This window comes from Rathayibacter sp. Leaf299 (assembly GCF_001423055.1).
GTDB lineage: Bacteria > Actinomycetota > Actinomycetes > Actinomycetales > Microbacteriaceae > Rathayibacter > Rathayibacter caricis.
Map to the genome: position 1 here is coordinate 1045796 of NZ_LMNT01000001.1, position 21237 is coordinate 1067032.

Genomic DNA, 21237 nt, shown 5'->3' on the forward strand with positions numbered 1-21237 from the left:
CAGCTCCTCACTAGGCGGCGACCCACGAGGAGCCGTTGTACTTCTTGGACGAGAAGCCGTTGCTGGTGTCGTCCCAGCGGTCGCCGGTCAGCGGCGGCTTCGGCTCGGTGGAGCCGACGGAGTGCCACGGGGGCGAGCCGATGAGGCGCAGCATGGTGAGCGTTCCGCCGTTGCCGTGGTAGGGAAGCTCGGCGGTGGACCCGTGCACGATCGGCTTCGGTCCGCGTCGGATCGACGGGGAACCCGACTTGAGGTGGATCAGTCCGGCGGGCGAGTTGTCCTGCTCGTAGACGGTCACCTTCCCGATGTGCAAGTAGTTCTGCCCGAACGAGGCGTTCGTGCCGGAGGATGCGCCCTGCACCCAGATGCCGCGAGCGAGCAGGCCCGACGAGGGCGCGCCGGATCCGCGGTAGTCGAACACGACGTCGTCGATCAGGTACTCGGCCGACGAGCCGGACCCGCGCGGCAGCGAGTTGATTCCGATCGCCGCGAAGTTCATGCCCTTCAGGGTGAGGCGTCGGAGGTCCGCGTTGTGCCCGGCCGTGCTCACGCCGACTTGGTCGAATCCGTTCGGTCGGAACGTCTCGGCCGCCTCGTCGATGGTGTTCTGCTCGAGCGTGGCGAACTCGATGCGGAGGTCCTCGACGACGGACGAGAACCGGGTCGAGTCCGACGGGTAGGTCTCGCCGAGGTCGACACCCACCTTCTGGATCCCGATCATCGTGCCCTGACGCACGATCGACCGAGAGTGCAGTCCGTCGTAGGTGTAGCCCTTCTCGGAGATCTGCACCCCCACCGCGGCACCGATGATCGTGAAGCGCTCGATGATCGTGCTGGTCCCGCGGGACGAGATGCCCTTCGACGGCGAGTCCTTCCGGCCGGCCGCGCCGGAGAAGTCGACGGTGATGTCGGAGAAGTGGGCGCCGTGCACGCCGGGGTGCGTGTCGTAGGGGTGAGCCCACGTTCCGGAGGCGTCGCCGTGGATCTTCGGGAAGCGGCCCTTGCCCGCCGAGGCGAGGTACGAGTAGGCGTCCGCGACCGCGTAGTTCCCCATCGACCCGTAGATGTACGAGTTGGTGGTGAACAGGTGTCGGGCGTTCGTCCCGCCGATGCGGAACTTCCCCTTGTAGGAGCCGGCGCCGTACTCGTAGTTGTAGCCGTACGCGCCCTGCTGGTCGTAGCCGTTGTCGCCCTGAGTGGCGTCGTTCGGCTGCAGGATCGTGTTCGACTCGACATCCGCGTTCGCCATCGCGACACCGATGACGCCCGCCTGGTAGGAGCCGCGGACGGTGTACCGCAGGCGAGCGTTCGGTCGGCCTCCGAGGATGATCGACGGTCGGCGCTGCGCCTGATCGATCATCGCGTCGGGGTTGGTCGACGCAGGAAGGGTGTCGAGGGTGATGCCCTCGATCTCGGTGACGCGCTCCTTGTAGATGTCGAGGAACAGGTTCGCCGTGGTGAACGTGTCCTCGAACAGGTCCTTCAGGAGGATCGCGCCCGAGTCCGCGATCGTGCCGGCCGTCGGGGCGGTCGAGGACTTCGACCCGACGCGGATCTCCTCGCCCTTCGTGAAAGCGCCCGTGAGGCTCTTCAGGACCATCTTCCCGGCGGTGAGCGTGTCGGGCGCGTACGCGGCGACGTGGCCGATGGCGCCGGAGGTGACGCCGTAGATCATGTCGCCCTCGCGCGGCCCGTTCCCGCCCTTCGTGACCGGGTAGTAGACGCCGAGGAACTGCGTGCCCGAGCCCTTCAGGGGGCCCTGAGAGTCGGAGGACACGGTCTTCCACGTGTACCGCTGCGATGAGGAGTAGACGCGGCCGTAGGCGCCGACCTTGATCTTCGCGAGCGTCGTCTGCGCGGTGGGAACGAGGACGGTGAGCAGCTGCTTCCCGGAAGGGTTGCGCTCGAGACCCTGCACGAACGCGGACGTCACCGAGGACAGCGCGTACCGGTCGGGGAGCTCGACGGCGGAGAGCACCGGGGTCGCACCGACCGAGTCGTAGAGCGTCGCGTTGCCGTACCAGCGGATGTCCTGCCCCCGAGCGGAGACGCCGGACGCGCAGTTGAAGTGCCCGTTCAGCACGACGGGCAGTCCGCGCTCGGACGCGTAGTCCTGCGCGGCCTGGATGGCGGCGGACGCATCCTTGCTGAGGTCCGCGAGCGAACCGGTGGCGCCGAACTGCTGCGGCGTGACGAAGCCGTACGCAGAAGCGAGGCCCGCCCAGTCGTAGTCGGCGGTCGCGGCCGACCCCTTCATGAGGAACTGCTTGCTCGTGCCGCCGGAGGGGACGTTTCCGGTCGCGCCGCCGACGTTGCGCCAGACGCCGTCCTCGAAGAGAACCTTCGTCGTGCTGCCGGCGGTGGCGCCGGTGCCAAGCTGACTCGGCGGCACGAGGCCGTTCACCTTGTCTGCCTTGCCGCCGGCGAGGGCAGCGAGACCGGTGACCTTGGACGAGTCGACCTCGGAGATCTGCGCGCTGGTGATCGTGTTGTCGGCGATCTTCGCCCCAGTCACTGCCTTCGCCTGCAGGTGGCTGGTCTGCACGGACCCGTCGGTCAGCCCGGTGCCGGTGCCGCCCGTGCCGTCGGCCCCCTTCGGGATGCCGAAGCTGATCGTGTAGACGTTGTCGACGCTCGTCGCGGAGGCAGTGGCCTGGGTGCCGGCAGCGAGGGTGGCGACCGTGCCGATCTGGATGGTGGGGGTGGCCCCGTCGTCGCCGGATTCGCCGTCCTCGCCCTTGAGCGAGGCGATGAACTCGGCTTCCGTGCCCGTGAAGAGCCCGAGGCGGACGGCGATGTCGTAGGCGGAGGGACCCTTGAGGTCCGCGAGTGTGGTGGTGCTGACGGCCATGAGGGCTCCTTCGGAGAAGCGGGTACGCAAAAGCCCCCGCCTGTTTGGGCGGGGGCCGGAGGGGTAGTGGAGGGGTGCGCTACTCGGCGCGGTGGCGGCCGATGGACTGCAGCGCGGACGACGTGCCGGTCGGCTTCCAGAGCCCGTAGTGGAGGCCCACAGCGACGAGGAACGTCGCGACGCCCGAGAACACACCGGCGGCGAGGTCGTAGCTGACACCCGCGTTCAGCGCCGCGAGGAGCTCGGTGCCGAGGCCGGAAGCGAACGCGAGGACCGCGAGGAGGAGCGCCTTCGCCGACGCCGAGGTGGCGCGGGTCGTGACGAGGCCGACGAGCAGCGGCAGGACGATGGACACGAGGAGGCTGAGCAGCTGCGGCCAGGTGGGGTCGAACGTGATCACGAGGTAGTTCCTTCCGAGGTGGTGGAGAGCCGAGTGGGTGGGCGAACGCGCCAGTGAGGGCGCTCAGGCGGTCCGGGTGGGTTGGGGATCAGCGGCTCGAGCAGCTGGATGTGGCGGTTCTGCTCGTCGATGACGTCGCCGAGGTAGTCCATGCGCTCGGCCTGATCGCGGAGTTGCTTCTCCTGACGGTCACGGATGTCGTTCGACCGGCGGAGCTCCTCACGGAGATCGACGAGGAGCTGGTTGCCGATGCGCTCGACAATCTCCTCGCGGGAGAGGCCCATCTCGTCGATCTTGCGAGCGGCCGCGGCGCGCTCTTCCTCGGCGGCTCGGACGAGCGCGGCGTCCTCGAGCTTCACTTTCCGCTTCCAGGTGCGCCAGACGACGATGCCGCCGGACACGGTGACGAGGGCGCCGATCGCGGAGACCGCGGTGCCCGCCACGCGGAGGATTTCGTCGAGGGTCACCGGTCGCTCACCATCGCCGCAGCGTCGCGCGCTGCCTGGCGCTTCTGCTTCTTGAGCGCGGTCTCTTTCGCCCACTTGTTGATGAGGTCGGGGAACCGCTTGATGACGACGGCGATCGGGATGATGACCCCGCCGACGACGTAGAGCCGGCCGCCGCCGACGTCGTCACCGAATTCGGCGAAGACGAGGATCAGGAGCGTGAGCTCGTAGGCGATGAGGCCACCGCCGATGAACAGCTTCGCGATCATCTCGAGCGGCCACAGCTTCGGGATTACGACGCCGACGAGGGCGACCGCGCCGAGCGTGATGAGCGCGTAGCAGAGCAGGTCGACCATCCACGGAGGGAGGATCTCTTCGAGCGCGGGGACTGACCCGATGGCGCCGCCGATGCCGACGAGCATGAACGCGAAGTCGACGACGACGAGGTCCCAGCGGAGTGGTTCACGGGGCTGGACGGGGGTCTCCGTCATGGGTCCTCCTCTCAGAGGTGAGGAGGGGCTACTCGATACCGTCGGTGACGCCGAGCTGCTTCGCGAGCACGCGCGTGTTGTTCAGCGCCATCTGCGAGGACCGCAGCGCGGCGACGAGGACCGTTGCGAGGGTGACCTCGCCGCCGTCCTCGAGCGTCACGGGCGCGCCGTCGAAGTCGCGGACGATGTCGAGGGTCTCCTGCACGCCACGGAGCGTGTTGGCGAGGACGGTCTCGGCGGGCTGGGAGCCGCCGTTCCAGGGGATCTGCACGGGGATCTCGCTTTCGTTGTTGGTGGCGGGGGTGCTGTTCGCTCCTCCGCCCGAGGTGGCGGTGAGGTAGAGAGCGGGGTCGACCTGGCGGCCGTTCTTCCGCAGCTCCTGGTGGCAGTGCACGTACTTGGTGCCGGTGTTGCCCATGACGCCGATCTCTTCGGCCTGCTCGACCTGATCGCCGTACTCCGCGATGTACTCGGAGAGGTGAGCGATGAGGGTCTCCCAGTGGTCGCCGTTCTCGTCGCGGCCGTGGTCGATGACGATTCGGTTCCCGTAGGTCCCGTACCAGCCGGCGACGGTAACCTTCCCGGCGGCGGGTGCGACGATCCGCAGGTCGTCCTCCGTCGCGTTGCCGTGCCCCCAGTCGACGCCGCCGTGCGACTTCACGTTCGCGCCCGGGACGTTCTTCGCTCCGAACGGGCTGGTCATGCGGCCTCGAGCCGCCTTGATGATGCGCATGCGCGACTCCTCGGTGGTCGTGGGAAGAAATGGGAGGTCAGGCGAGCGCGCCCGGCGCCGAGACCCCGCGGATCCAGCGCGCCCTAACCTGCGACGACGCGAGGAGGCTGACGGTCCCGGACCCGCCGCGGAACTGCAGCGAGACGCTGAGTACGCCGCCGGGGTGGTCGACGTACGCGGTCAGGTGGGTGGGGCGTGCGGAGTAGATGTGGTCCGAGCGCACCTTCTCGACGTCCGTGCCGTTGACGACGAGTACTGTCTCGCCTGTGGACGCGGTGTTCACCTCCGCGGTCCCCGCGACGCCGTTCGCGCTGATCGCGTACAGCCCGCGTGCCTGGAAGTCGCGCTTGAAGCCGACGTACTCGCCCGTCCCGCCGGGGGCCACGTTGTCGGGGTTCGTGCGCGTCGCGTCGAGGTTGCCGTCCCACGCGAACAGGTCGGTGGGGAAGCCGTCAGCCATGACCGTCAGCGAGATCGTCCGCATCGCCGTGAACGCGTACGAGGCCCACACCCACCCGAGCGGCACATCGAACAGCAGGCCCGCTTCCCGGTTCAGGGTCGGGAACCGCAGCGGCGGCCGCTCGGGCATCTTGTCGGCCGTGAACTGCCCGGTCGTCTCGCTCGCGATCAGCGGGTACGTGACGGTGCGCGCGCTCCAGTTGAACCGCGCGACACCGAGGAACCACTGCCCCCTCCCCGATGCAGGGGTGGGGACGTCGATCGTCACGGAGTCGGCCACTCCCTCGCGCTGCACGATGACGCCGCACGCGGACAGCCCGCCCGCGGAGAGCTGCAGGCGACGGTTGCCGCCGAGCGCTGTGAGGACGAACGACTGCCGGGTGAGGACATGACCCGTGTCGCCGGCGGCGAAGAACATGCGCGCCATCTCGCGCTCGTTGATCCGGGTGACCCTGTCGCCCTGCGTGAATCCGGTGTAGGTGACCATCTACCTGCTCTTCTCTCTGCGCGCGTTCGCTGCCGCGAGGGCGTCGATCGCGTCGCTCGTCTCGCGTGCGGGGTCGTCGACGTAGCCGCCGACGGTCGGGGTGATCACGCGCCCGTCGCGTTCGGTGATCTCAAGGCGCACCTCGGTGATGTGGTCACGGATTGGCTCGCCCGCGCCGGCGACGATCGCTATGCGCTCTCCGCGGAGGAACCCGCGGACGCCGTCGCGGTAGCCGTAGTAGAAGCTGCCCGCCTCCGCGAGCTCCGCGGACACACCCGCGGTCGGGCGGCCCTCGGCGAGCTTCTTCTGTCCGGCGGTCCCGAGAGACGTGGAGAGCTCGGCGTTCGACTCCGCGGTGACATCGGCGCGGAGGGGCGCGTACTTCGCGACCTTCTCCGACTCGTCGAGATCCTTCGGCCACTCCGGAGTCGAACCGGTCGCAGACGTGAACGTCTCGCCGATGAATCCCCAGTCGCGCTCGAGGCCGGTCTCGTCGCGGTACTCGGCGAAGACGCGCGCGGCGTCCTCTCCGGGCCCGCCGACGATCACGCGTGTCGCGGTGGGGGCGTCGCGGGTCCAGCTGCCGGAGACGAGGATCCCGGACTGCGCGTCGATGACGGGTGCGTACTCGCCGCACTCGTAGACGTCGATGTTGATGAGGGGGCTGCCGGGCTCGAGCCAGATGGACAGGCCGAGGCCTGCCGCGTCGAGGATCGGGACGACCGTCTCCTCGAGCGTCGCGAACCGGCCGACGGCGGGGAGGGCGATGGTGCCACCGCGGCCGAGGTCCTCGCGGATCGCGACCGGCAGGCCGAGGCGCTGCACCAGGTTTGCGCCGAGCAGCCACTTCACGGCGGACTCGACAGGCATCTGAGACGCCGGCCACACCATCACGCCCGACTGCCCCTCGACCGTGCCGCGGCGTAGCGCGCCGGTCACGACGGACTGCGCGGGATCGTCGAGGGACGTCGGGACGAGCGGCCCGTCCGGGACGATCCACGCGAGCGCGTTGCTCAGCATCGCCCAGTCGTCGCCGACCGTGTAGCGGACAGCTCCGCCGGCGAGCAGCTGCCCACCGACCGAGGTCACGGGCCCGGAGTGGAAGTGCTTCCCATCGAGGCGGCACACCACCCGAGCGCCAGGCGCCTGCAGGAGGCCCGAAGCGGGCGCGTCGTCGTCCAGGACCAGCTCGAGCGTTCCGGCCGCCAGATGACGAACCGTGCCGTCCAGGGCCTGGAAGTGGGGGACCGGTGCAACCCGGCGGCGGTTCCGGTCCCAGACGGTGATGTCGAGGCCGTAGTCGGCCGCGTCGACGATCACCCGCGGGCCTGCCGGTACTGCGGCGTCCATTCGAGACGCGCCGACCCGGTGCCCTCACGCTCGATCGACACGGTCGAAGTGCGGCCCGGAGCGAGACGGGCGAAGCCCCAGGAGGTCAGCTCACGCCACATGTCGATCACCTCCGCGCCGGTGTCCAGCAGTGCCGTGTTCGAGTCGGAGTCGATGCGGAGCGTCTGCCCCTCCGGGATGATGAACTTCCCGCCCACGGACCGGCCGTCGATGATCGTGTCGAACCCGTTGATCGGGCCCGTCAGGATCCACCGCACCGGAGCCGGCACGTTCCCCGGGTTCCGCAGCAGCTTCACGATCGGCAGATACGCCGGCGACAGCCACCAGTCGGGCGCACCCTCCTGGCCGTGAACCTCGTCGCGGCCGAAGAAGTCCGCGTCGGGCTCGTTCGACGCGAAGTCGTATGTCTGAAGCGGCCCCCGCCAGAGCGGGTCGTCGGCGATGACGTCGACGGTCGCTTCGTAGACGTGTCGGCGGTCCGGGTTCTGGACGAAGTCGAGGTCGCCGCCGTCGAAGAATAGGTCGAGGTAGCGGGGCTGCTCGCCCTTCGTCGTGACCTCGAGCGTCGCCGGCTGGTCGTAGGACCACGCCGACGCCCAGCCTCGCTCGACGGAGATGAGCTCGCTCTGCTTCCCGGCGATGTTGACGTACACCGTGATCGAGCCCGGGCGCTTCCGCAGGACTGTCGAGGTGCGCTGCTGGCCAGCGCGCGTCACGCCCTGCCGTGCACGGACCACGGGCGCAGGAGCCCCGAAGAGCCCCTGCACCCCCTCGGGTGCGACCCGCACGTCCCCGGTGAGGAGGTCACGGATCACGCCATCTGCGCCGATGAGCTTCAGGTGCATGCCGTCACCCCCTCCTCGACGTGACCAGGGCCTTCGCCCGGCGGGTGGACTGCGCAGTCGTTGAGCGAGAGATGCTCTCGACCCTCGCCTCGAAGTACTCCCCGTCGCCCCAGGGGCTCTGTACGAGGACGGTCATCGGGCCCGCGCTCTGCTGCGACAGCCGCGAGTTCGTCTCGGTGATCATGCGGTTGACGGCGCCGGTGTCGACGATCGACTCCGGCTTGCCCGCCTCCGCGACGCGCACGATGGTTCCGCCCGGTGTCGGGAGGATCGTGCCGCCCGTCGCCATGTCGGGCGGAGAGCCGACGCCCTTCGCGGGACCCCCGCCGCCGCCTACGACGGACTGCGCAGCAGCCAGCGCGTTCCGGACGACAGCGACCGCTGCCGCCACGGCCCGGCCCGCCGCAGACTGAATGCCGGCGATGAGCCCGCCGATCAGAGCAGCACCGACGCCGACCAGTGCCCCGCTGAGATTGCCCATCGCGCCGATGAGGTCACCGACGAGACGAGCCCCAGCAGCTACGGGCTTCTGCGAGAAGGTCGACCAGAACGCCGTCCATGCGGCGCCGACCTGCGCGACGAAGCGAGCGATCGCAGCGATGCCGTCCCGCGCAAAGGCCGCGATCGCTGTCGCTGCGCTTGTGAACGCGTCGCGGGCGATGTCCACCAGGTTCGCGAGTACCCGCAAGGCAGGAGCGGCGACCGTGGCGATGGTGCTGATCAGGGTGATCATCGTGCCGTTGAAGCCGGTCATCTTGCCGCCGAGCTGCTCGACGCTGGCCGAATTCCCGTTGAAGAAGTCGGTCAGGGCGGACGCCGCAGCCCCGGCCTCCCCGAACTTCTGCACCACCGGTGCGAGGAAGTCCGCGAGCGGCCCGATCAGGGACGACAGCAGCGCGACCGCGTCGACGAGTCCCACGATGAGGTCGAGCGCCGCAGGGCCCTTCTCGATGAGCGAGTCGAGCGCGGCGGGCAGCTTCTCGAGGATCTCCTGCAGCGCGGCCGCGAGATCGGGCAGTCGCGCGGAGATGTCGTCGAGCAGCTGCGTGATGAGCGGCAGGAGCTCGGTGAGTCCCTTGCCGAGCGTTTCACCGAGCTCGACGGCGAGAGTGCCTGCGAGAGCGCCGAGGCTGCGCACGAACTCACCGAAGGCGGCGGGGTCGAGGTTCTCGAACAGCGAAATGATGCCGTCACGGAGGCCCGCGATGAACAGCAGGAGGCCCTGGCCGACGGCGGGCTGGTTGAGGAGGTCGGACACTCCGCCGAGGAGCTCGCCGAAGGCTTGGCCGCCGACCGCGAGGAACGTCGAGAGGTCGGCGGAGCGGTCGGCGAGCATCTGCCCGAAGCGGGCGAGGCCGCCGTTGACTCCGTCGAGGGCGGCGTTCGCTCCCCGGAACAGGCCGGTGAGGCCCGTCTGGAAGGCGGGCGCCGAGAGAGCGTCTGCCGCGCGGGACAGGCCGCTCGCCATCGTGGCGAGGCCGTCCCCGCCGGCGGCGGTCGCCGCTCGGGAGATGGCGGCGATGATGCGCACCGTGTCCGCGAGCACGGACCCGAGGAGCTTCGCCGACTCGATCCCGGCGTCGATCCAGCCCTTGAGGCGTCCGTCTGCGGCGGCCGCGCCGACGAAGTTGTCGAAGCGCTCGGTGAGGTTTGCGATCCACTGTGCGAGGCGGGGGAGGTAGTCGGAGCCGACGAGGCCGAGGTTGACGAGCGCGGACGCGAAGGAGTCGGTGCCACCTGCCGCGATGTCGATGGACTCGACGAGCCGGTCGAACATGCGGCCGACTCGCTCGCCCGTCAGGGCGGTGCGGAACCCGTCAGCCAGTGAAGCGGTCCACTGCCCGAGAGCGGTCGACGTGCGACCCAGGCCCTCGAGCATGGACGGGAAGAGGTCCTTGACGAGCCGCCTGATGGGCGCCTCAGCCTCGCCCCAGAAGTTGTCGCCGATGCGGGTCTTCAGCCGGTCCCAGAGCGGAATCAGGTCGTCGAGCCGATCGCCGACCTGCGACAGCGCGACCATGAGTACGGCGATGGAGACGCCAGCGCCAGCGATGAGAGCGGGAGCGAGCGCGGAGATCGCGAGAATGGACGACAGCGATGCGGCGAGGGTGGCGAGGCCACCAGCTGCAGCGATCGCCGCGGCCGCGAGCGACGCGATGCCGCTGACCATGGCGGCCATGCGGGGGAGGCTGCGGTCGAGGTTCAGGATCCCCTCGCCGAGACGCTTCCCCAAGTCGGTGAACATCCGTCCACCGGACAGGGCCGCGATCGCCGCTCCCACTTTCGCGATTGACGCCTTCGTGACCTCGAGGTTCAGCGGGACGACGCGAGGACGGGCGGCTTGCGCGATCCTGGCGTTGCTGAGCGAGGCGCCGTTGACGTCGACGCTGAGGTGGATCTCCTCACCGGACCAACGATCGATGAACCGCTTGATCGTGCGCTCCGCCGGCCGCATGTTCGCGTCGACGTCGATCTTCAGGATGTTGTTCTTCTCGATGCGTTCGAGTGTCTTCTTCAGGTCCTCGCGGAACCGGGTTGCGTCGGGGACCACGCGGATGGTGACTCGTCCGACGGACTTCCCTCCGCGTCCTGCAGGTCCGGCCATGGCGTCTCCTCAGGGTTAGCCCGCGAGCAGGCGCATGAATCCGTCGACGTCGAAGTCGCCAATCGAGGGGACGATCGGTTCCTCTTCCGCGACTCGAGAGCGGGGGAACGCGTAGTCCGGGTCCCACTCGGGCACCTTGAGTGCCGTCAGGCGGTCGAAGAGCAGCTCAAGCGCGACTCGCGTGGGTGTCCGCCCGTACTCCGAGGGGTCCTTCAGCACCGCGGCGCGGAACCGCGACCACGGGTGCTGCAGCAGCCCCTGCACGTACAGGAGAACAGTCCTCGCCGGGACGATGCCCGTCCACACGTCGTCGACGCTGCAGGAGTACAGCTCGCGGAGGTCCGCGGTCAGCTCGACCTCGTACTTCCCGAGGAGATCGAGCAGCTCGTCTATTCCCCCACTGCGCTCGCGTAGCGGTTGAGGATCGCCATGAAGTGGTCGTTCTGCGCGTCGACTGCCCAGGCGATGTAGGCCTCCTTGTCGAGCGCGATGGACTCGGCGAAGTCGTCGACGTCTGCCAGGACATCGAGGAGCACACCGACGCGGGGGTCGTCCGGCTTGAGGTCGAGGCCCTTGCCGCCGTCACCCACGAAGGGCTGCAGCGAAACCGCGATGCGAAGGATCGCGTTGCGGTGTCGGAGGCGCAGCTGGTGCGGCGGACGGAGCGCCGGCATGTCGGCGAGGAGCTCGTCCTGCTCAGCGTCGCTCTCGCGCCGCTCGGCGGCCGTGGGGGCCTTGGACTTGTGGTCGTCGGGAACTCGCGTCTGAGCCATGATCTTGCCTTCCTGTGGCGGGTGGAGCGGGTGGGGTCCTGCCTGGCCGACCCGCTCGGCAGCCAGGCAGGACGTCGAGGGGTTACGAGCGCGCGAAGGTGAATGCGTCGCTCTGGCCCGAGTCGTTGGTGATCCGGATGTTCGCCGTGCCCGATGCGCCGGCGGGCACGACGGCGTCGATGCGGGTGTCCGACTTCACGACGTGGTCGGCGACGTCGTTGCCGAACTTCACCTCGGTCGCGAACGTGAAGTTCCGGCCGGTGATCTGCACCGTGGCGGCGGCGGCCGCGCTGGCCGGAGTCGGGGCGGTGATGAGCGGCAGACCGAGGCCGGTCTTGTAGAGCTTCATGATGCCGGCGCGGCCGTCGTCGGTCGCCGGGATCTTCGCGGAGTCCGCGGACCGGATCGACGCGGTCAGCGGCATCTCGAAGAAGTTCGCGGTGTCGATCGAGGGCGCGTCACCGCCCGTGATCGACGCGTTCTCCGACCAGAAGCCGAGCTTCCCCGTGTTGTCCTGCATCAGCAGGAAGAACTGCTTCTCGAGGCCGTTGTTCATGCTCGGGATGACGTAGCCGCCGTCGGCGTCGAGGAACCCGCCGAAGGACAGGTCCAGGGTCGGCTTGTCAATCTGCAGCGCGTTGATGCCGAGCGCCCACGCGACCGACGAGTAGATCGTGTCGACGTTGTCCTCGAGCCAGGTGCCGAGGGACTCGGCCTCACCGCCCTCGCGGGTGAACGCGGCGGTGTTCGCCTTCGACGTGTGGCCGAGGCGCTCCCACCCGACCGGGATGGTGCCGGACAGGCCGAACGCGGAGAGCGGGTTGGTGGGGAACGTGGCGGATCGGTCAGCGGTGAACATCGTGCCGTAGCCGGGGATGACCAGCTTCTTGCGGTCGACCATGGTGTGCCTCCTCAGGCATGGTGAAGTGAGCCGGCACCGGGTCCCGGGCGGCGAAGCGGGGGCAGCTACAGAGAGCTGACGAGCAGCCCGAACGAGCTGCTGTACTGCGCGAGGTCGTTGTCCGGGATCAGCGGCGCCGCGACCCGCGATGGGAGGCGGATGTCTGTGACGATGTCCACGCCGGCGGCGAGGTCCTCGATCACTCCAAGCCCGGGGATCTCCCACGTGTGCACGTGGTCGTAGAGGCGGTGGGCGAACCCGCGCGCCTCGGTTTTCGTCGAGGCGAAGATCTGCACGTCGAGGACCAGTGAGTACGCCGGCCCGTTCGACTGCTGCCCGTCGCCGTCCACCGAGTAGACGCCGTACGGCAGCGCAAACGGATCTGCCGATGCCGCGTCGACCTCGTCGAGGATCGTGAGGCCCTCGATTGCCCCGTCGAGCAACTGGAACATGAGCGCGTCGACGTCAATCACTCGGTCACCTCCGGCATGTCCCTCAGGGCGTTGCGCATGATGTGCTTCCCGGGAACGTGGGTCACGCTCGCCGACGCGCGGCGCCCACCCCTAGACCGACTGATCTTGAGGATGGAATGCCCGAACTCGATCGACAGAGCGCCCTCGCCTTCCATGACGACGAGGCGGTCGGTGACGCCGTTGCGCCCCCTCGCGTCCTCGACCTGGATGCCAGCGAGAGTCGCGCCAGTGTCCCGAGCGCGGGCGGCGTTCATTTTGGCCTTGCCTGCTAGTACCGCCGCGGCGAAGTCCATTGCGGGAGCCCGTCCAGCCATGCGCGCGACCGTGATGCCGGCGCTCTTGTACACCTGCGCCATCAGCCGACCCGCAGCTTCAGGACGACCTCGCGGTGCGCGGTGCCAGGAGACATGTCGAACTCCTGGACTCCGACGAAGTCCCACCGGCGGCCGTCACTCGTGGTGACGATCGAGTGGGCGTCGCCCGGCCACAGCTCCTTCGTGTTGAGCTGCTGCGAGACGACCTCCTGCAAGCCGTACGCGCGCGACCCGTCAGCAGACATCGGGTGCAGGTTGCCCCGCACGATGACCGGATCTCCGTCGGGCTCGTACTCGTAGCCGGCGGACTTCTTGACCCGCTTCTGCAGCTGCACAGTCACCGCATGACGTGGAGTGTCGAGTAGCCCCATCAGTGGATCCTCTGGTCTAGCGACATGCGGACCGTGCCGGGGATCATGCCCGACGCGGACCCGGTGAGCCGCTCCCGGTCGCTGTCCGTGAAGAACAGCGACCCGGACGCGACATCGGCGCGCTTCCCGTAGCCGTACGACCCGTCGTTCTCCGACGTGTACCCCTCAGGGTTCCGGAGGACGCGGAGCACGGCGTCGGCGATCACGCGCTTGTACCGGTTCGCGGTGAGGCGACCCGACGTGAGGCGCTCCTCGATCTTCGAGCCCCACAGCCCGTCGGCGTCGTCGACGGCGTCCGTGATCTGCGTCTCCACCTGCGCCTTGGTGAATCGGGAGCCGAGGTCGAACCCGAGGGCCCGGGTCTCGACGTCGTCGTACGACACAGTCACGGACGCCATGCGACTACTCCTTGGTGTTGTCGGAGCCGCCGGCCGCCTTGTCGCGGTCGTCGGCCTCGAGACGGGCGATCAGGTCGTCCTTCTTGCCCTCGATGTCGAGCCCGCGGTGCACGAGCTCGGCCTTCAGGTCATCGACCTTGCCGGTGTACGGCGCGACGAGGGGGACGTACTCCCCGCCGACCGAGGGCGACGCCTCGGCGGCGGGGATCGGCTCCACAGTGCCCGGCAGCGTGACCCACGCCTTCGGGTTCGGGATGAGCTCGGTGAGCTCCTCCGTCTCGACCGTGCCGGCCGGGTACAGAGTTGCGCCGATGACGCCCGGAACGTGAACGTCGGTGGCCAGGATCCGGCCGGCCATCAGAGCACGTCCACCGCGAGCGTGGCGTTCGCGTTCGTGAACGTCGGGAGGACGATCGCGGACACGAGGACGTTGTGGCCCTCGGGGTCGTCGGAGTCGATGTCGGCCGCGAAGATGCCGGGGCGCTCGGAGTCGGCGATCCCGTACTTCTGGTTGATTGCCTCGGCGGGGATGCCCCACTCGGTGGTTCCGAGCGAGCCCTGGCCGTCGAGGTCGGCGGCGGTGCTGTTCGGCTCCGGGAGGAAGAGAAGCTTGTCGGCGGACACGACGCGGGTCGCGGCGCCGCCCACGCGCACCTGGTCGTCGTTGATGACGATCCGGCCGAAGCCGTAGGTGTCGAAGACGCTGCGCACTGCGTCGATCGAGATGATCGACGGCAGGTCGCTGCCGCGCCCGAGGGCCGCCTTGATGATCGACGTGTTCTTCTGGTACGCCGACAGGATCGCCGTCGACAGCATGGCGACCGCGGGCGGGTAGCCGTTCGTCGCGACGAACACGGCTCGCGCGGTGTTCAGGTCCGCGAGCGCGTCGGCGGTGATCGTCGAGTGCGGGGTCGACACGGTGATGCTGTGCCCGCCGGCGCGGCCGAAGTCGATCGTGAAGTTGAGCTTGTTCTCGACGATCGTGATCGTGCCGGTCTCGGCGCCCTGGCCCTGCGCGAGCGCGACGCGAGCCGCGATCTGTCCGCCGAGGCGACGGGCGTAGGTGTCGAACATGTTGCCGATCGCGTCGCTCTGTCCCATGAGGCTGAGCGTGTCGAACTCGGTGACCCGCAGCTTGCGGCTGATCGGGGGGAGCTTGCCGCTCTTCGACTGCGTCCCGGGGACCGACCCGAAGGGCGCCTCGGTGTCGAACGCGCGGTAGGTGGCCGCGTCGGTCAGGCTCAGCGCGTTCACGTCGAAGTCGAACGAGAGACCGTAGTTCTCGCGCGACGGCAGCCACGCCGCGAGCTGGAAGCCGCCGAGGAGGATCTCAGCGGCCGCACGCGCCTCAGCGGTGAGCTGAGCGGCGGTGCGGAAGGTGGAGTTGTAAGGCATCGGTGCTCCTAGCTCTCGAAGACGAAGTCGCCGGAGGTGGCGCCCGTCGTCACGTCGGACGCTCCGCCGGCGCGCTGCGCGGCGACGGGGAGCGCGGGGGTGTTGATGATGGCGTGGCGGACCACGGCGACGGCGACCTTCGCGGACGTCGCACCGTTGGCGAGCAGCAGCGGCACCTCGACGGCGGTGAAGCTGTCGTAGGCGGTCTGCCGTCCGTCGGTCGCGGTCGTGTCGTACGGGCCGTACAGCCCGCCGGCGGTGATCTTCGCGATCGCGATGCCCGACTTGAGCACCTTGGTGGCGGCGTCGTAGTGGACTCCGGAGACGAACTTGGTGACGTCGAGGGTGCGGGGCAGAGCGTTGCTGAGCCCGTGGTCGGACGCGAGCCAGGTCTTGTCCGAGCCGCCCGTCGACGTCGAGGTGATGCTGAGATCCATGAGGGATTCCTTCTCTCGATGTGTAGGTGGTTACTTCTTCGCGGTGAGCGCTTCGCGCCGCTGACGCTGCATCTCCCTGATGGATCCGCTGCCGCCACCGGCCTGCTGCTGACGCTGCCGTTCGAGCGCTTCCATGACGGGGTTGCTCGGGGGGATGGGGGTGGTCTGCTTCGTGCCGAAGGTGCCCGCGAACGCCGCGAGGGCGTCCGTGTTGATCGAGCCGTCCTGGCCCGTGAAGGTCGCGACGTCGACGTGCGCGAAGGCCGTGGCGGCCTCCTCGTCGGTCTTCCCGGTGAGGCCAATGAATCGGGCGATCACCGCGTCGCGGAGGTAGCGCTGGGCGCCGAGGTTCTCGCCGTCGCGGCGAGCTTCCTCGAGCGCCTTCTCCTGGTCCGTCTGGCCCTCGGCGCGGATGCGTGCGAGCTCCTCGGAGTCGGCCTTCAGCTGGTCGTAGTCGCCGCGGGACTTGACCGTGGCCTCGTGCCGGCGGGCGTAGTGCCTCCAGTACGCCTCCCGCTGCTCGACAGTCATCTGTTCGAGCGCGGTGTCCTTCGGGAAGCCGAGGTCCGGGCCCTGGTCCTCGTTGCCGCCCTCAGGCGGGTCGATGAACCGGAGTCCGGGGTTGCGGTAGATGCGGCGCCCGAAGGCATCGAGTACGAACATGAGCGGGTGATCCTCCGTGTCGGATGGGTGCGCCGGCCGCCGTGGCAGCGGCTGGCAGGGTCACGCGGACGCGATCTGACGATCGAGAGCCGCGAGGTAGTCGCGCAGCCGCTTGGTGGCTACGAAGAGTCGGGTCCGTTCCGGGGTTCCGGTCGCGGATGCGTCGGGGTTGTCTGCGTCGTAGGCGACCAGAGCCGCCTCAGCGCCGGTGAGAGCGTCGCTCGCGACCTCTCGAGCGCGTCGCCGTTCGTCTGCGAGTGCGTCCTCGGTCGGGGCCTTGTACGGCTTCCTACCGACGTCGCTCGGGTCTCGGAACTTGTCGCCCTGCTTCACGAGAACGGGCCCGAGTTCGCCGTGCTCCGTGACGGTGGCGCGCGTGTTCAGCAGTTCCCCGGCGGAGTTGCCGCCAGCCGCCGCGTAGACCGTCTTGAGGTCCTCCGCGTTGAGCCGGAACCCGGGGTCGTCCGAGGCCGTCACGGGGAGCGTGTCGCAGTTGCAGCCCTGGTGGAGTGGCAGCAACTCGTCCGTCGAGTAGAGGTTCGCCGCGGCGACCACGCACAGGCCGCACGTGCCCGACCGCGACAGTTCCGGGTGGATCACCCGTCGGTACGCGGAGACCCGCGCGGCCGCCTCGTACACGCGCATCGCCTCGTCGCGTTCCGCGAGGCGCACATCGGTCTCGACCAGATCCGCGAGGCGCTGCTCAGCGACCTGCTGGGCTTCCTCGACCGTCGCGCCCTGCGAGAGCGCGTACCCGTACTGCTCGACCGGCCGGCGGTACACCTCGAGAGGCGACACTCCCGACCGAGGGTAGAAGTCGAGCAGCGGCGGGAGCGCCTCGGGCAGAGCGTCGACCTCGCGGAGCGCCGACTGCAGGTACGACCGCTCGAGCCGCCTGGTGCGGGTGAGCGCGGACATCATCCGAGTCGCGGTGAGTGCCGCCTGCCCGTTGAGGAGCGGCTCGCTCCGCCACTGGTCGAACGGCCCCCACGCGCCGAGGAGGAGCTTCAGGAGCTCGACGATCAGCGACTGCCGCTTCGCCGCGTGCTGCTCCGTCAGGCGGGCGAGCTTCGCGTCGGCCACGACCTACGCCACTGCCGGCTCGAGGAAGGCCTCATCCGAGTCGTCCTGCTGCGCCTGCTCGATCTCGTCCGGGGTCAGCTGGTAGATCTTCTCCCGGATCATCCGCTTCGGCATTGTGTCCTTCGCCTGCGAAGCTGCAGAGGAGCGCTCGGTCCAGGACGCCCGCTCGAATCCGGCCCAGATGGTCTTGATGCGCGCGGCGTCGCTTCGAACGTCGTCGCCGATCGCGCGGAACGCGAGCGCATGGACGAGCGCGAATGCTCCCGCGAACCGGTCTGCGAGTTCCTCGACGGCGAAGATGTTCGTCTCCCGCGCGAGTGAGGCGCCCTCCGCGCTACCCGCAGACGCGTCTGGCGCGAGGACGTAAAGCGGAGTCGCAGAGACTGCAGCGAGGTGCCGAATGTCTCGATCCTCAGCGGTCAGCACCGGAGTGATGTCGGTCGTCGCGGACTCCCACACCTTCGCGCCTGCGGGGATTCGCCAGAGCGCAGCCGGCCCGGCCTTGAAGATGCTGTTGTAGTCGATGCGCGTCCCGCGAAGCGCCTCGTCCTCATAGTCGTCCGGGTAGAACTCAGGGAGGTCGCCCTCGATAGCACGCTGCCGGAAGGCCTGCATCGCGATGATCGTGGTGCGGTCGAGGATTGTGCCGTTGATGCGGTCGAGCGTGTCGAGGTGCGGCTCGAAGGCGCCCTTTCCGTCCCGCGCGGCGACCCGCACGATGGGCGTGTCCTGCGTGTAGGCGAGGGGGATCGGATCTCCAGCCCAGGACCAGCCACTCCCGGGCGACCACGGGGTGCCGTCTGTCGGGAACGACGACACCTTCGCGCGCCGGGTGAGGAGCCGCATGTAGCCCCGGCGGTACAGGGTGATGATGTCGACACCCATCACCGGATCGTGCCCGAAGGTTGCGGCCGACTCGGTGATCCACGGTCGGGCGCGGTACTGCTCGGTGACGGTCGACCAGCCATCGGAGCCGAGGAAGAACACCTCGCCGTCGACGGTGGGGACGTCGGGGCCGGCGACGGTGACGAACGCCTCGCCGTAGTCGGCGACTGCCGACGCCAGATCGCGGAACCCGACCGTCATGTTCGATCGGTCCCACGGCACCATGGCGAGGGCGTCTCCGTTCTTGTCGCCGGCGACCGCCGTGCGAAACCCGAGCGGACGGAGCCGGTTCGTCCGGCTGCTCGCGATGAGCTCCGCCAGGTTGAGGCGGCACCGGTTCACGAACGCGAGGTACGCCTCACGGACGGGGCCAGAAGCGAAGACGGGGACCATCACGGTGCCGTCGCGGTAGGACCGGAGCTTCCCCAGGCGGGGGAGGCCACGGCCCCACTTCGTCGCTAGACGCTGGACGACCCAGTCGTCAGAACCGGGGACGCTCGACTCGGGGAGCATGGCGACCGTCCTTTCACATCATCGGATCGCGAACGGCACAGACGCCTGCTTCGCGGGTTGGCTCTTCGCCGCGTAGTCCGCGGCCGCCTCGAACGCGAGCGCGGCAGCCACCGCGGCGTCGATCTTCTTCGGCGAGTTCTTCTTCTCCTTGCCGATGACCGTCCCGCCGCGCCGCGACCAGCGCCGCGCGTTCAGGACGTGCCGGGTGAGCGCGCGGCCGAGGTCGGTCAGGTCCTCGTGCGCCATCGTCCCCAGCGCGACCGCAGTATGCAGACGCTCGAGTGCGAGCGCCATCTGCACGTCGCGCTTCGTCCACCAGCCGACCGAGTGCTTCCCTGACGCGTGCACCTTCAGCTGGGAGCCGTACTCCTTGGCCCACGCGTCCACGTAGTCCTGCCACAGCGGCGGGTCCGCGTAGAACCCGACCACCGTGTACTTCGCGAACGCTCGAGCGACAGCAGCATCGACCGACGGCCGGTCGACCTCCCAGTCGTCGTGCCCCGGCATGTCCGGCTTCTCCTCGATCAGCAGCGGGAACAGGTACCGGTCGGACACGCGACACGCGATGAGCGCGGTCGCGTCATTCGTCCCGGAACCGTCGAACCCGAGCGTGACCACGTCGCCGCGCTTGAGCGGCTCGGGCGGCATCCGATCGACGGCGAGCCGACCGTGACCGCGCGACTTCCACGCCTCGATCTCGATCCACGCGTTCTCACCCTCCGTCACGGAGTTCAGCCGCATCCGCCGAGTGCGAGCGACCGGCCGGCGCGGGTCGTACGCCCGGTTCAGAAGCATCTCGACGGGGTTCCACGCGAGCGAGTCCCCGTACGCCTCCCGGAACGCGTCAGCGAGCTTGTCCTCGTCGCGCCAGTCCTCGTGCGAGATCTCGCCGTAGCGGTGATCGAACAGCAGCCGCGACCGGCGGGCCTTGCCCTCCGCGATCGCGTCCGCGAGCTCGTACGTGCCCTCAGCCACCGACTCCTCGCCGGGACCGAACATCGTCGTCGTCTCGAGGTACCACGGCTCCGCATCCCCGGCACGCTTGCCGAGGTTGTCGGTCACCGTCTGGTACATCGCCCGCAGCTGCGGCGTCACGTACAGGTGCGTCTCGTCGAACACGACGAACGTCTCGAGGCCACCATCCTTCGACGCGGCGCCCGACGTCGACCGGACGATCTGCCCGCCGCCGGGGATCACGATCTTCGACAGGCCCGGCTGCACACCCCACGCGAGCAGGTCGAACAGTGGCGCGCGCGAGTCGGTCAGGTTGAAGTAGATCGTCCCGAAGGTGTTCCCGGTCTGCTCCTCCTCGGTCGCGAGGATCCGCACCATCGGCGCCGTGATCGTTCGTCCCATCGGCTCACCCCGGGAGTAGGTGTAGACGCGGCCGAGGTACTCGTACGTCTCCCCGCCCTCAGCCCAGCCGTCGAAGCGGCACGGACCGAACGCCTCGAGCAGCGACAGCTTCGCCGCGAGCCCGGACTTGTCGCAGCCCTTCGGCCGCGAGAAGAACGCCGAGTCGTACAGCCGCCGCCCGTCACCGTCGAGCGCGTACACGTCCAGAACGAACCCGTACTGCTCATCGTTCAGCTGCACCCGCTGGCCCGTCATCGCGCCCGCCCCGTGCAGGGTGAACGTCTCGAGCCACCACGTGCCCAGATGACCGAGCGACCGCTCCCGGCTGTGCCCCGGGGCCGTGATCAGCCGGCGCGGCATCAGCCAGCAGCCGACGAGACCCGCTTGCGCCGGTCAGCATCGATCGACGTCACGTTCCCCGCCGTGGCCGCGACCGTCGACCCAGGAGTCGCGCCAGGAAGGCCCGTCCCGATCTCGACACGCAGACGCGACCGGTCCTCCGGCGTCGCACCGAACTTCGCCTCGCGAAGCCGCAGCTCAGCCGCGAGCTCCCACCGACCCGACGTCCAGAACTCGTGATGCACCCGAGCCGTCACCAGCAGGTACTCCCAGTCCGGAGCCGTCATCATCCGCAGCGCCTGAGGCGACGTCCTCCACGACGCCCACCACTTCCGCGTCTGCGGATGCCACGGCACCAGCTTCCCGTTCATCCGCAGCTGCGGCAGGTTCGGGCCCCGCTTCTTCCCGTCCGAGACGAGCTGCGTCGTCTGCTTGTCGTTCCTCGAGCGAGTGTGCGACTCGGCGGGAGCGGGACCACGTCCGGGCATCAGGGCCTCCATGTCGGTGGCGAGACGCAGCCATGACGGCACGCCTCAGACGGTCAAACGGCGCACCCCCACAGAGCACCCTCTGAGAGCCAGTGATCGGCGTCCTGACGGGCGCAAACCGCCCCCAGGTACCCGCGGGCGCAAAACCCCTCAGACTCCTGCGCACCGCGTCCAGCAGAAC

Annotated in this window: 24 protein-coding genes; all 24 read right to left on the reverse strand. The window is 69.0% G+C overall.

Features of this window, described 5'->3' with window-relative positions; all coding sequences use genetic code 11:
• Positions 1 to 10: 10 nt before the first annotated feature.
• Complete coding sequence (locus tag ASF48_RS19745; RefSeq protein WP_055787259.1) at positions 11 to 2851, reverse strand: hypothetical protein; 2841 nt, start codon at positions 2849 to 2851, stop codon at positions 11 to 13.
• Positions 2852 to 2930: 79 nt separating this feature from the next.
• Positions 2931 to 3251 (reverse strand): hypothetical protein, encoded by a 321-nt coding sequence (locus ASF48_RS04880; RefSeq protein WP_055787263.1) that lies wholly within the window; start codon positions 3249 to 3251, stop codon positions 2931 to 2933.
• The gene (locus ASF48_RS04885) at positions 3248 to 3718 is read right to left on the reverse strand and encodes a hypothetical protein (protein WP_157603053.1); all 471 of its coding nucleotides are present in this window, start codon (positions 3716 to 3718) and stop codon (positions 3248 to 3250) included. The genes ASF48_RS04880 and ASF48_RS04885 overlap by 4 nt, the downstream gene beginning before the upstream one ends.
• A complete protein-coding gene (locus ASF48_RS04890) occupies positions 3715 to 4188 on the reverse strand; it encodes a hypothetical protein (protein WP_055787268.1) in 474 nt (157 codons plus the stop codon). Before ASF48_RS04890 ends, ASF48_RS04885 begins: the two co-directional genes overlap by 4 nt.
• 28 nt (positions 4189 to 4216) lie before the next feature.
• A complete protein-coding gene (locus ASF48_RS04895) occupies positions 4217 to 4921 on the reverse strand; it encodes a M23 family metallopeptidase (protein WP_055787271.1) in 705 nt (234 codons plus the stop codon).
• A gap of 37 nt (positions 4922 to 4958) precedes the next feature.
• Positions 4959 to 5867: a hypothetical protein gene (locus tag ASF48_RS04900; protein ID WP_055787275.1), complete on the reverse strand. Its 909-nt coding sequence runs from the start codon at positions 5865 to 5867 to the stop codon at positions 4959 to 4961.
• The gene (locus ASF48_RS04905; protein WP_082480985.1) at positions 5868 to 7217 is read right to left on the reverse strand and encodes a Gp37-like protein; all 1350 of its coding nucleotides are present in this window, start codon (positions 7215 to 7217) and stop codon (positions 5868 to 5870) included.
• Positions 7184 to 8062, reverse strand: coding sequence for a hypothetical protein (locus ASF48_RS04910; RefSeq protein ID WP_055787282.1), 879 nt, complete (start codon positions 8060 to 8062; stop codon positions 7184 to 7186). The genes ASF48_RS04905 and ASF48_RS04910 overlap by 34 nt, the downstream gene beginning before the upstream one ends.
• Positions 8063 to 8066: 4 nt before the next feature.
• The gene (locus tag ASF48_RS04915) at positions 8067 to 10667 is read right to left on the reverse strand and encodes a hypothetical protein (RefSeq protein ID WP_055787285.1); all 2601 of its coding nucleotides are present in this window, start codon (positions 10665 to 10667) and stop codon (positions 8067 to 8069) included.
• Positions 10668 to 10682: 15 nt separating this feature from the next.
• On the reverse strand, positions 10683 to 10973 hold the full coding sequence (locus ASF48_RS04920; RefSeq protein WP_055787291.1) for a hypothetical protein: 291 nt from the start codon (positions 10971 to 10973) through the stop codon (positions 10683 to 10685).
• Between the two features lie 83 nt (positions 10974 to 11056).
• Positions 11057 to 11440 (reverse strand): hypothetical protein, encoded by a 384-nt coding sequence (locus ASF48_RS04925; RefSeq protein WP_055787296.1) that lies wholly within the window; start codon positions 11438 to 11440, stop codon positions 11057 to 11059.
• Positions 11441 to 11522: 82 nt separating this feature from the next.
• Positions 11523 to 12341: an IPT/TIG domain-containing protein gene (locus ASF48_RS04930; protein ID WP_055787299.1), complete on the reverse strand. Its 819-nt coding sequence runs from the start codon at positions 12339 to 12341 to the stop codon at positions 11523 to 11525.
• A gap of 65 nt (positions 12342 to 12406) precedes the next feature.
• Complete coding sequence (locus ASF48_RS04935) at positions 12407 to 12814, reverse strand: hypothetical protein (protein WP_055787302.1); 408 nt, start codon at positions 12812 to 12814, stop codon at positions 12407 to 12409.
• On the reverse strand, positions 12811 to 13170 hold the full coding sequence (locus tag ASF48_RS04940; protein WP_055787305.1) for a DUF5403 family protein: 360 nt from the start codon (positions 13168 to 13170) through the stop codon (positions 12811 to 12813). The genes ASF48_RS04935 and ASF48_RS04940 overlap by 4 nt, the downstream gene beginning before the upstream one ends.
• Positions 13170 to 13499: a hypothetical protein gene (locus ASF48_RS04945; RefSeq protein ID WP_157603054.1), complete on the reverse strand. Its 330-nt coding sequence runs from the start codon at positions 13497 to 13499 to the stop codon at positions 13170 to 13172. Before ASF48_RS04945 ends, ASF48_RS04940 begins: the two co-directional genes overlap by 1 nt.
• Complete coding sequence (locus tag ASF48_RS04950; RefSeq protein WP_055787311.1) at positions 13499 to 13897, reverse strand: Gp19/Gp15/Gp42 family protein; 399 nt, start codon at positions 13895 to 13897, stop codon at positions 13499 to 13501. Before ASF48_RS04950 ends, ASF48_RS04945 begins: the two co-directional genes overlap by 1 nt.
• 4 nt (positions 13898 to 13901) lie before the next feature.
• A complete protein-coding gene (locus ASF48_RS04955; protein ID WP_055787313.1) occupies positions 13902 to 14255 on the reverse strand; it encodes an SAP domain-containing protein in 354 nt (117 codons plus the stop codon).
• The gene (locus ASF48_RS04960) at positions 14255 to 15292 is read right to left on the reverse strand and encodes a major capsid protein (protein ID WP_055787317.1); all 1038 of its coding nucleotides are present in this window, start codon (positions 15290 to 15292) and stop codon (positions 14255 to 14257) included. Before ASF48_RS04960 ends, ASF48_RS04955 begins: the two co-directional genes overlap by 1 nt.
• A gap of 8 nt (positions 15293 to 15300) precedes the next feature.
• The gene (locus ASF48_RS04965; protein ID WP_055787320.1) at positions 15301 to 15729 is read right to left on the reverse strand and encodes a head decoration protein; all 429 of its coding nucleotides are present in this window, start codon (positions 15727 to 15729) and stop codon (positions 15301 to 15303) included.
• A 30-nt stretch (positions 15730 to 15759) separates the two neighbouring features.
• Positions 15760 to 16392 (reverse strand): hypothetical protein, encoded by a 633-nt coding sequence (locus tag ASF48_RS04970; RefSeq protein WP_055787323.1) that lies wholly within the window; start codon positions 16390 to 16392, stop codon positions 15760 to 15762.
• Between the two features lie 60 nt (positions 16393 to 16452).
• The gene (locus tag ASF48_RS04975; RefSeq protein ID WP_055787326.1) at positions 16453 to 17475 is read right to left on the reverse strand and encodes a hypothetical protein; all 1023 of its coding nucleotides are present in this window, start codon (positions 17473 to 17475) and stop codon (positions 16453 to 16455) included.
• Between the two features lie 3 nt (positions 17476 to 17478).
• Entirely contained in the window at positions 17479 to 18873 is a 1395-nt protein-coding gene (locus ASF48_RS04980; RefSeq protein ID WP_055787329.1) for a hypothetical protein, read from the reverse strand.
• A gap of 18 nt (positions 18874 to 18891) precedes the next feature.
• Positions 18892 to 20589, reverse strand: a complete 1698-nt coding sequence (locus ASF48_RS04985) for a hypothetical protein (RefSeq protein WP_055787332.1) — start codon at positions 20587 to 20589, stop codon at positions 18892 to 18894.
• Positions 20589 to 21098, reverse strand: coding sequence for a phage terminase small subunit (locus ASF48_RS04990; RefSeq protein ID WP_200930967.1), 510 nt, complete (start codon positions 21096 to 21098; stop codon positions 20589 to 20591). Before ASF48_RS04990 ends, ASF48_RS04985 begins: the two co-directional genes overlap by 1 nt.
• Positions 21099 to 21237: the final 139 nt, after the last annotated feature.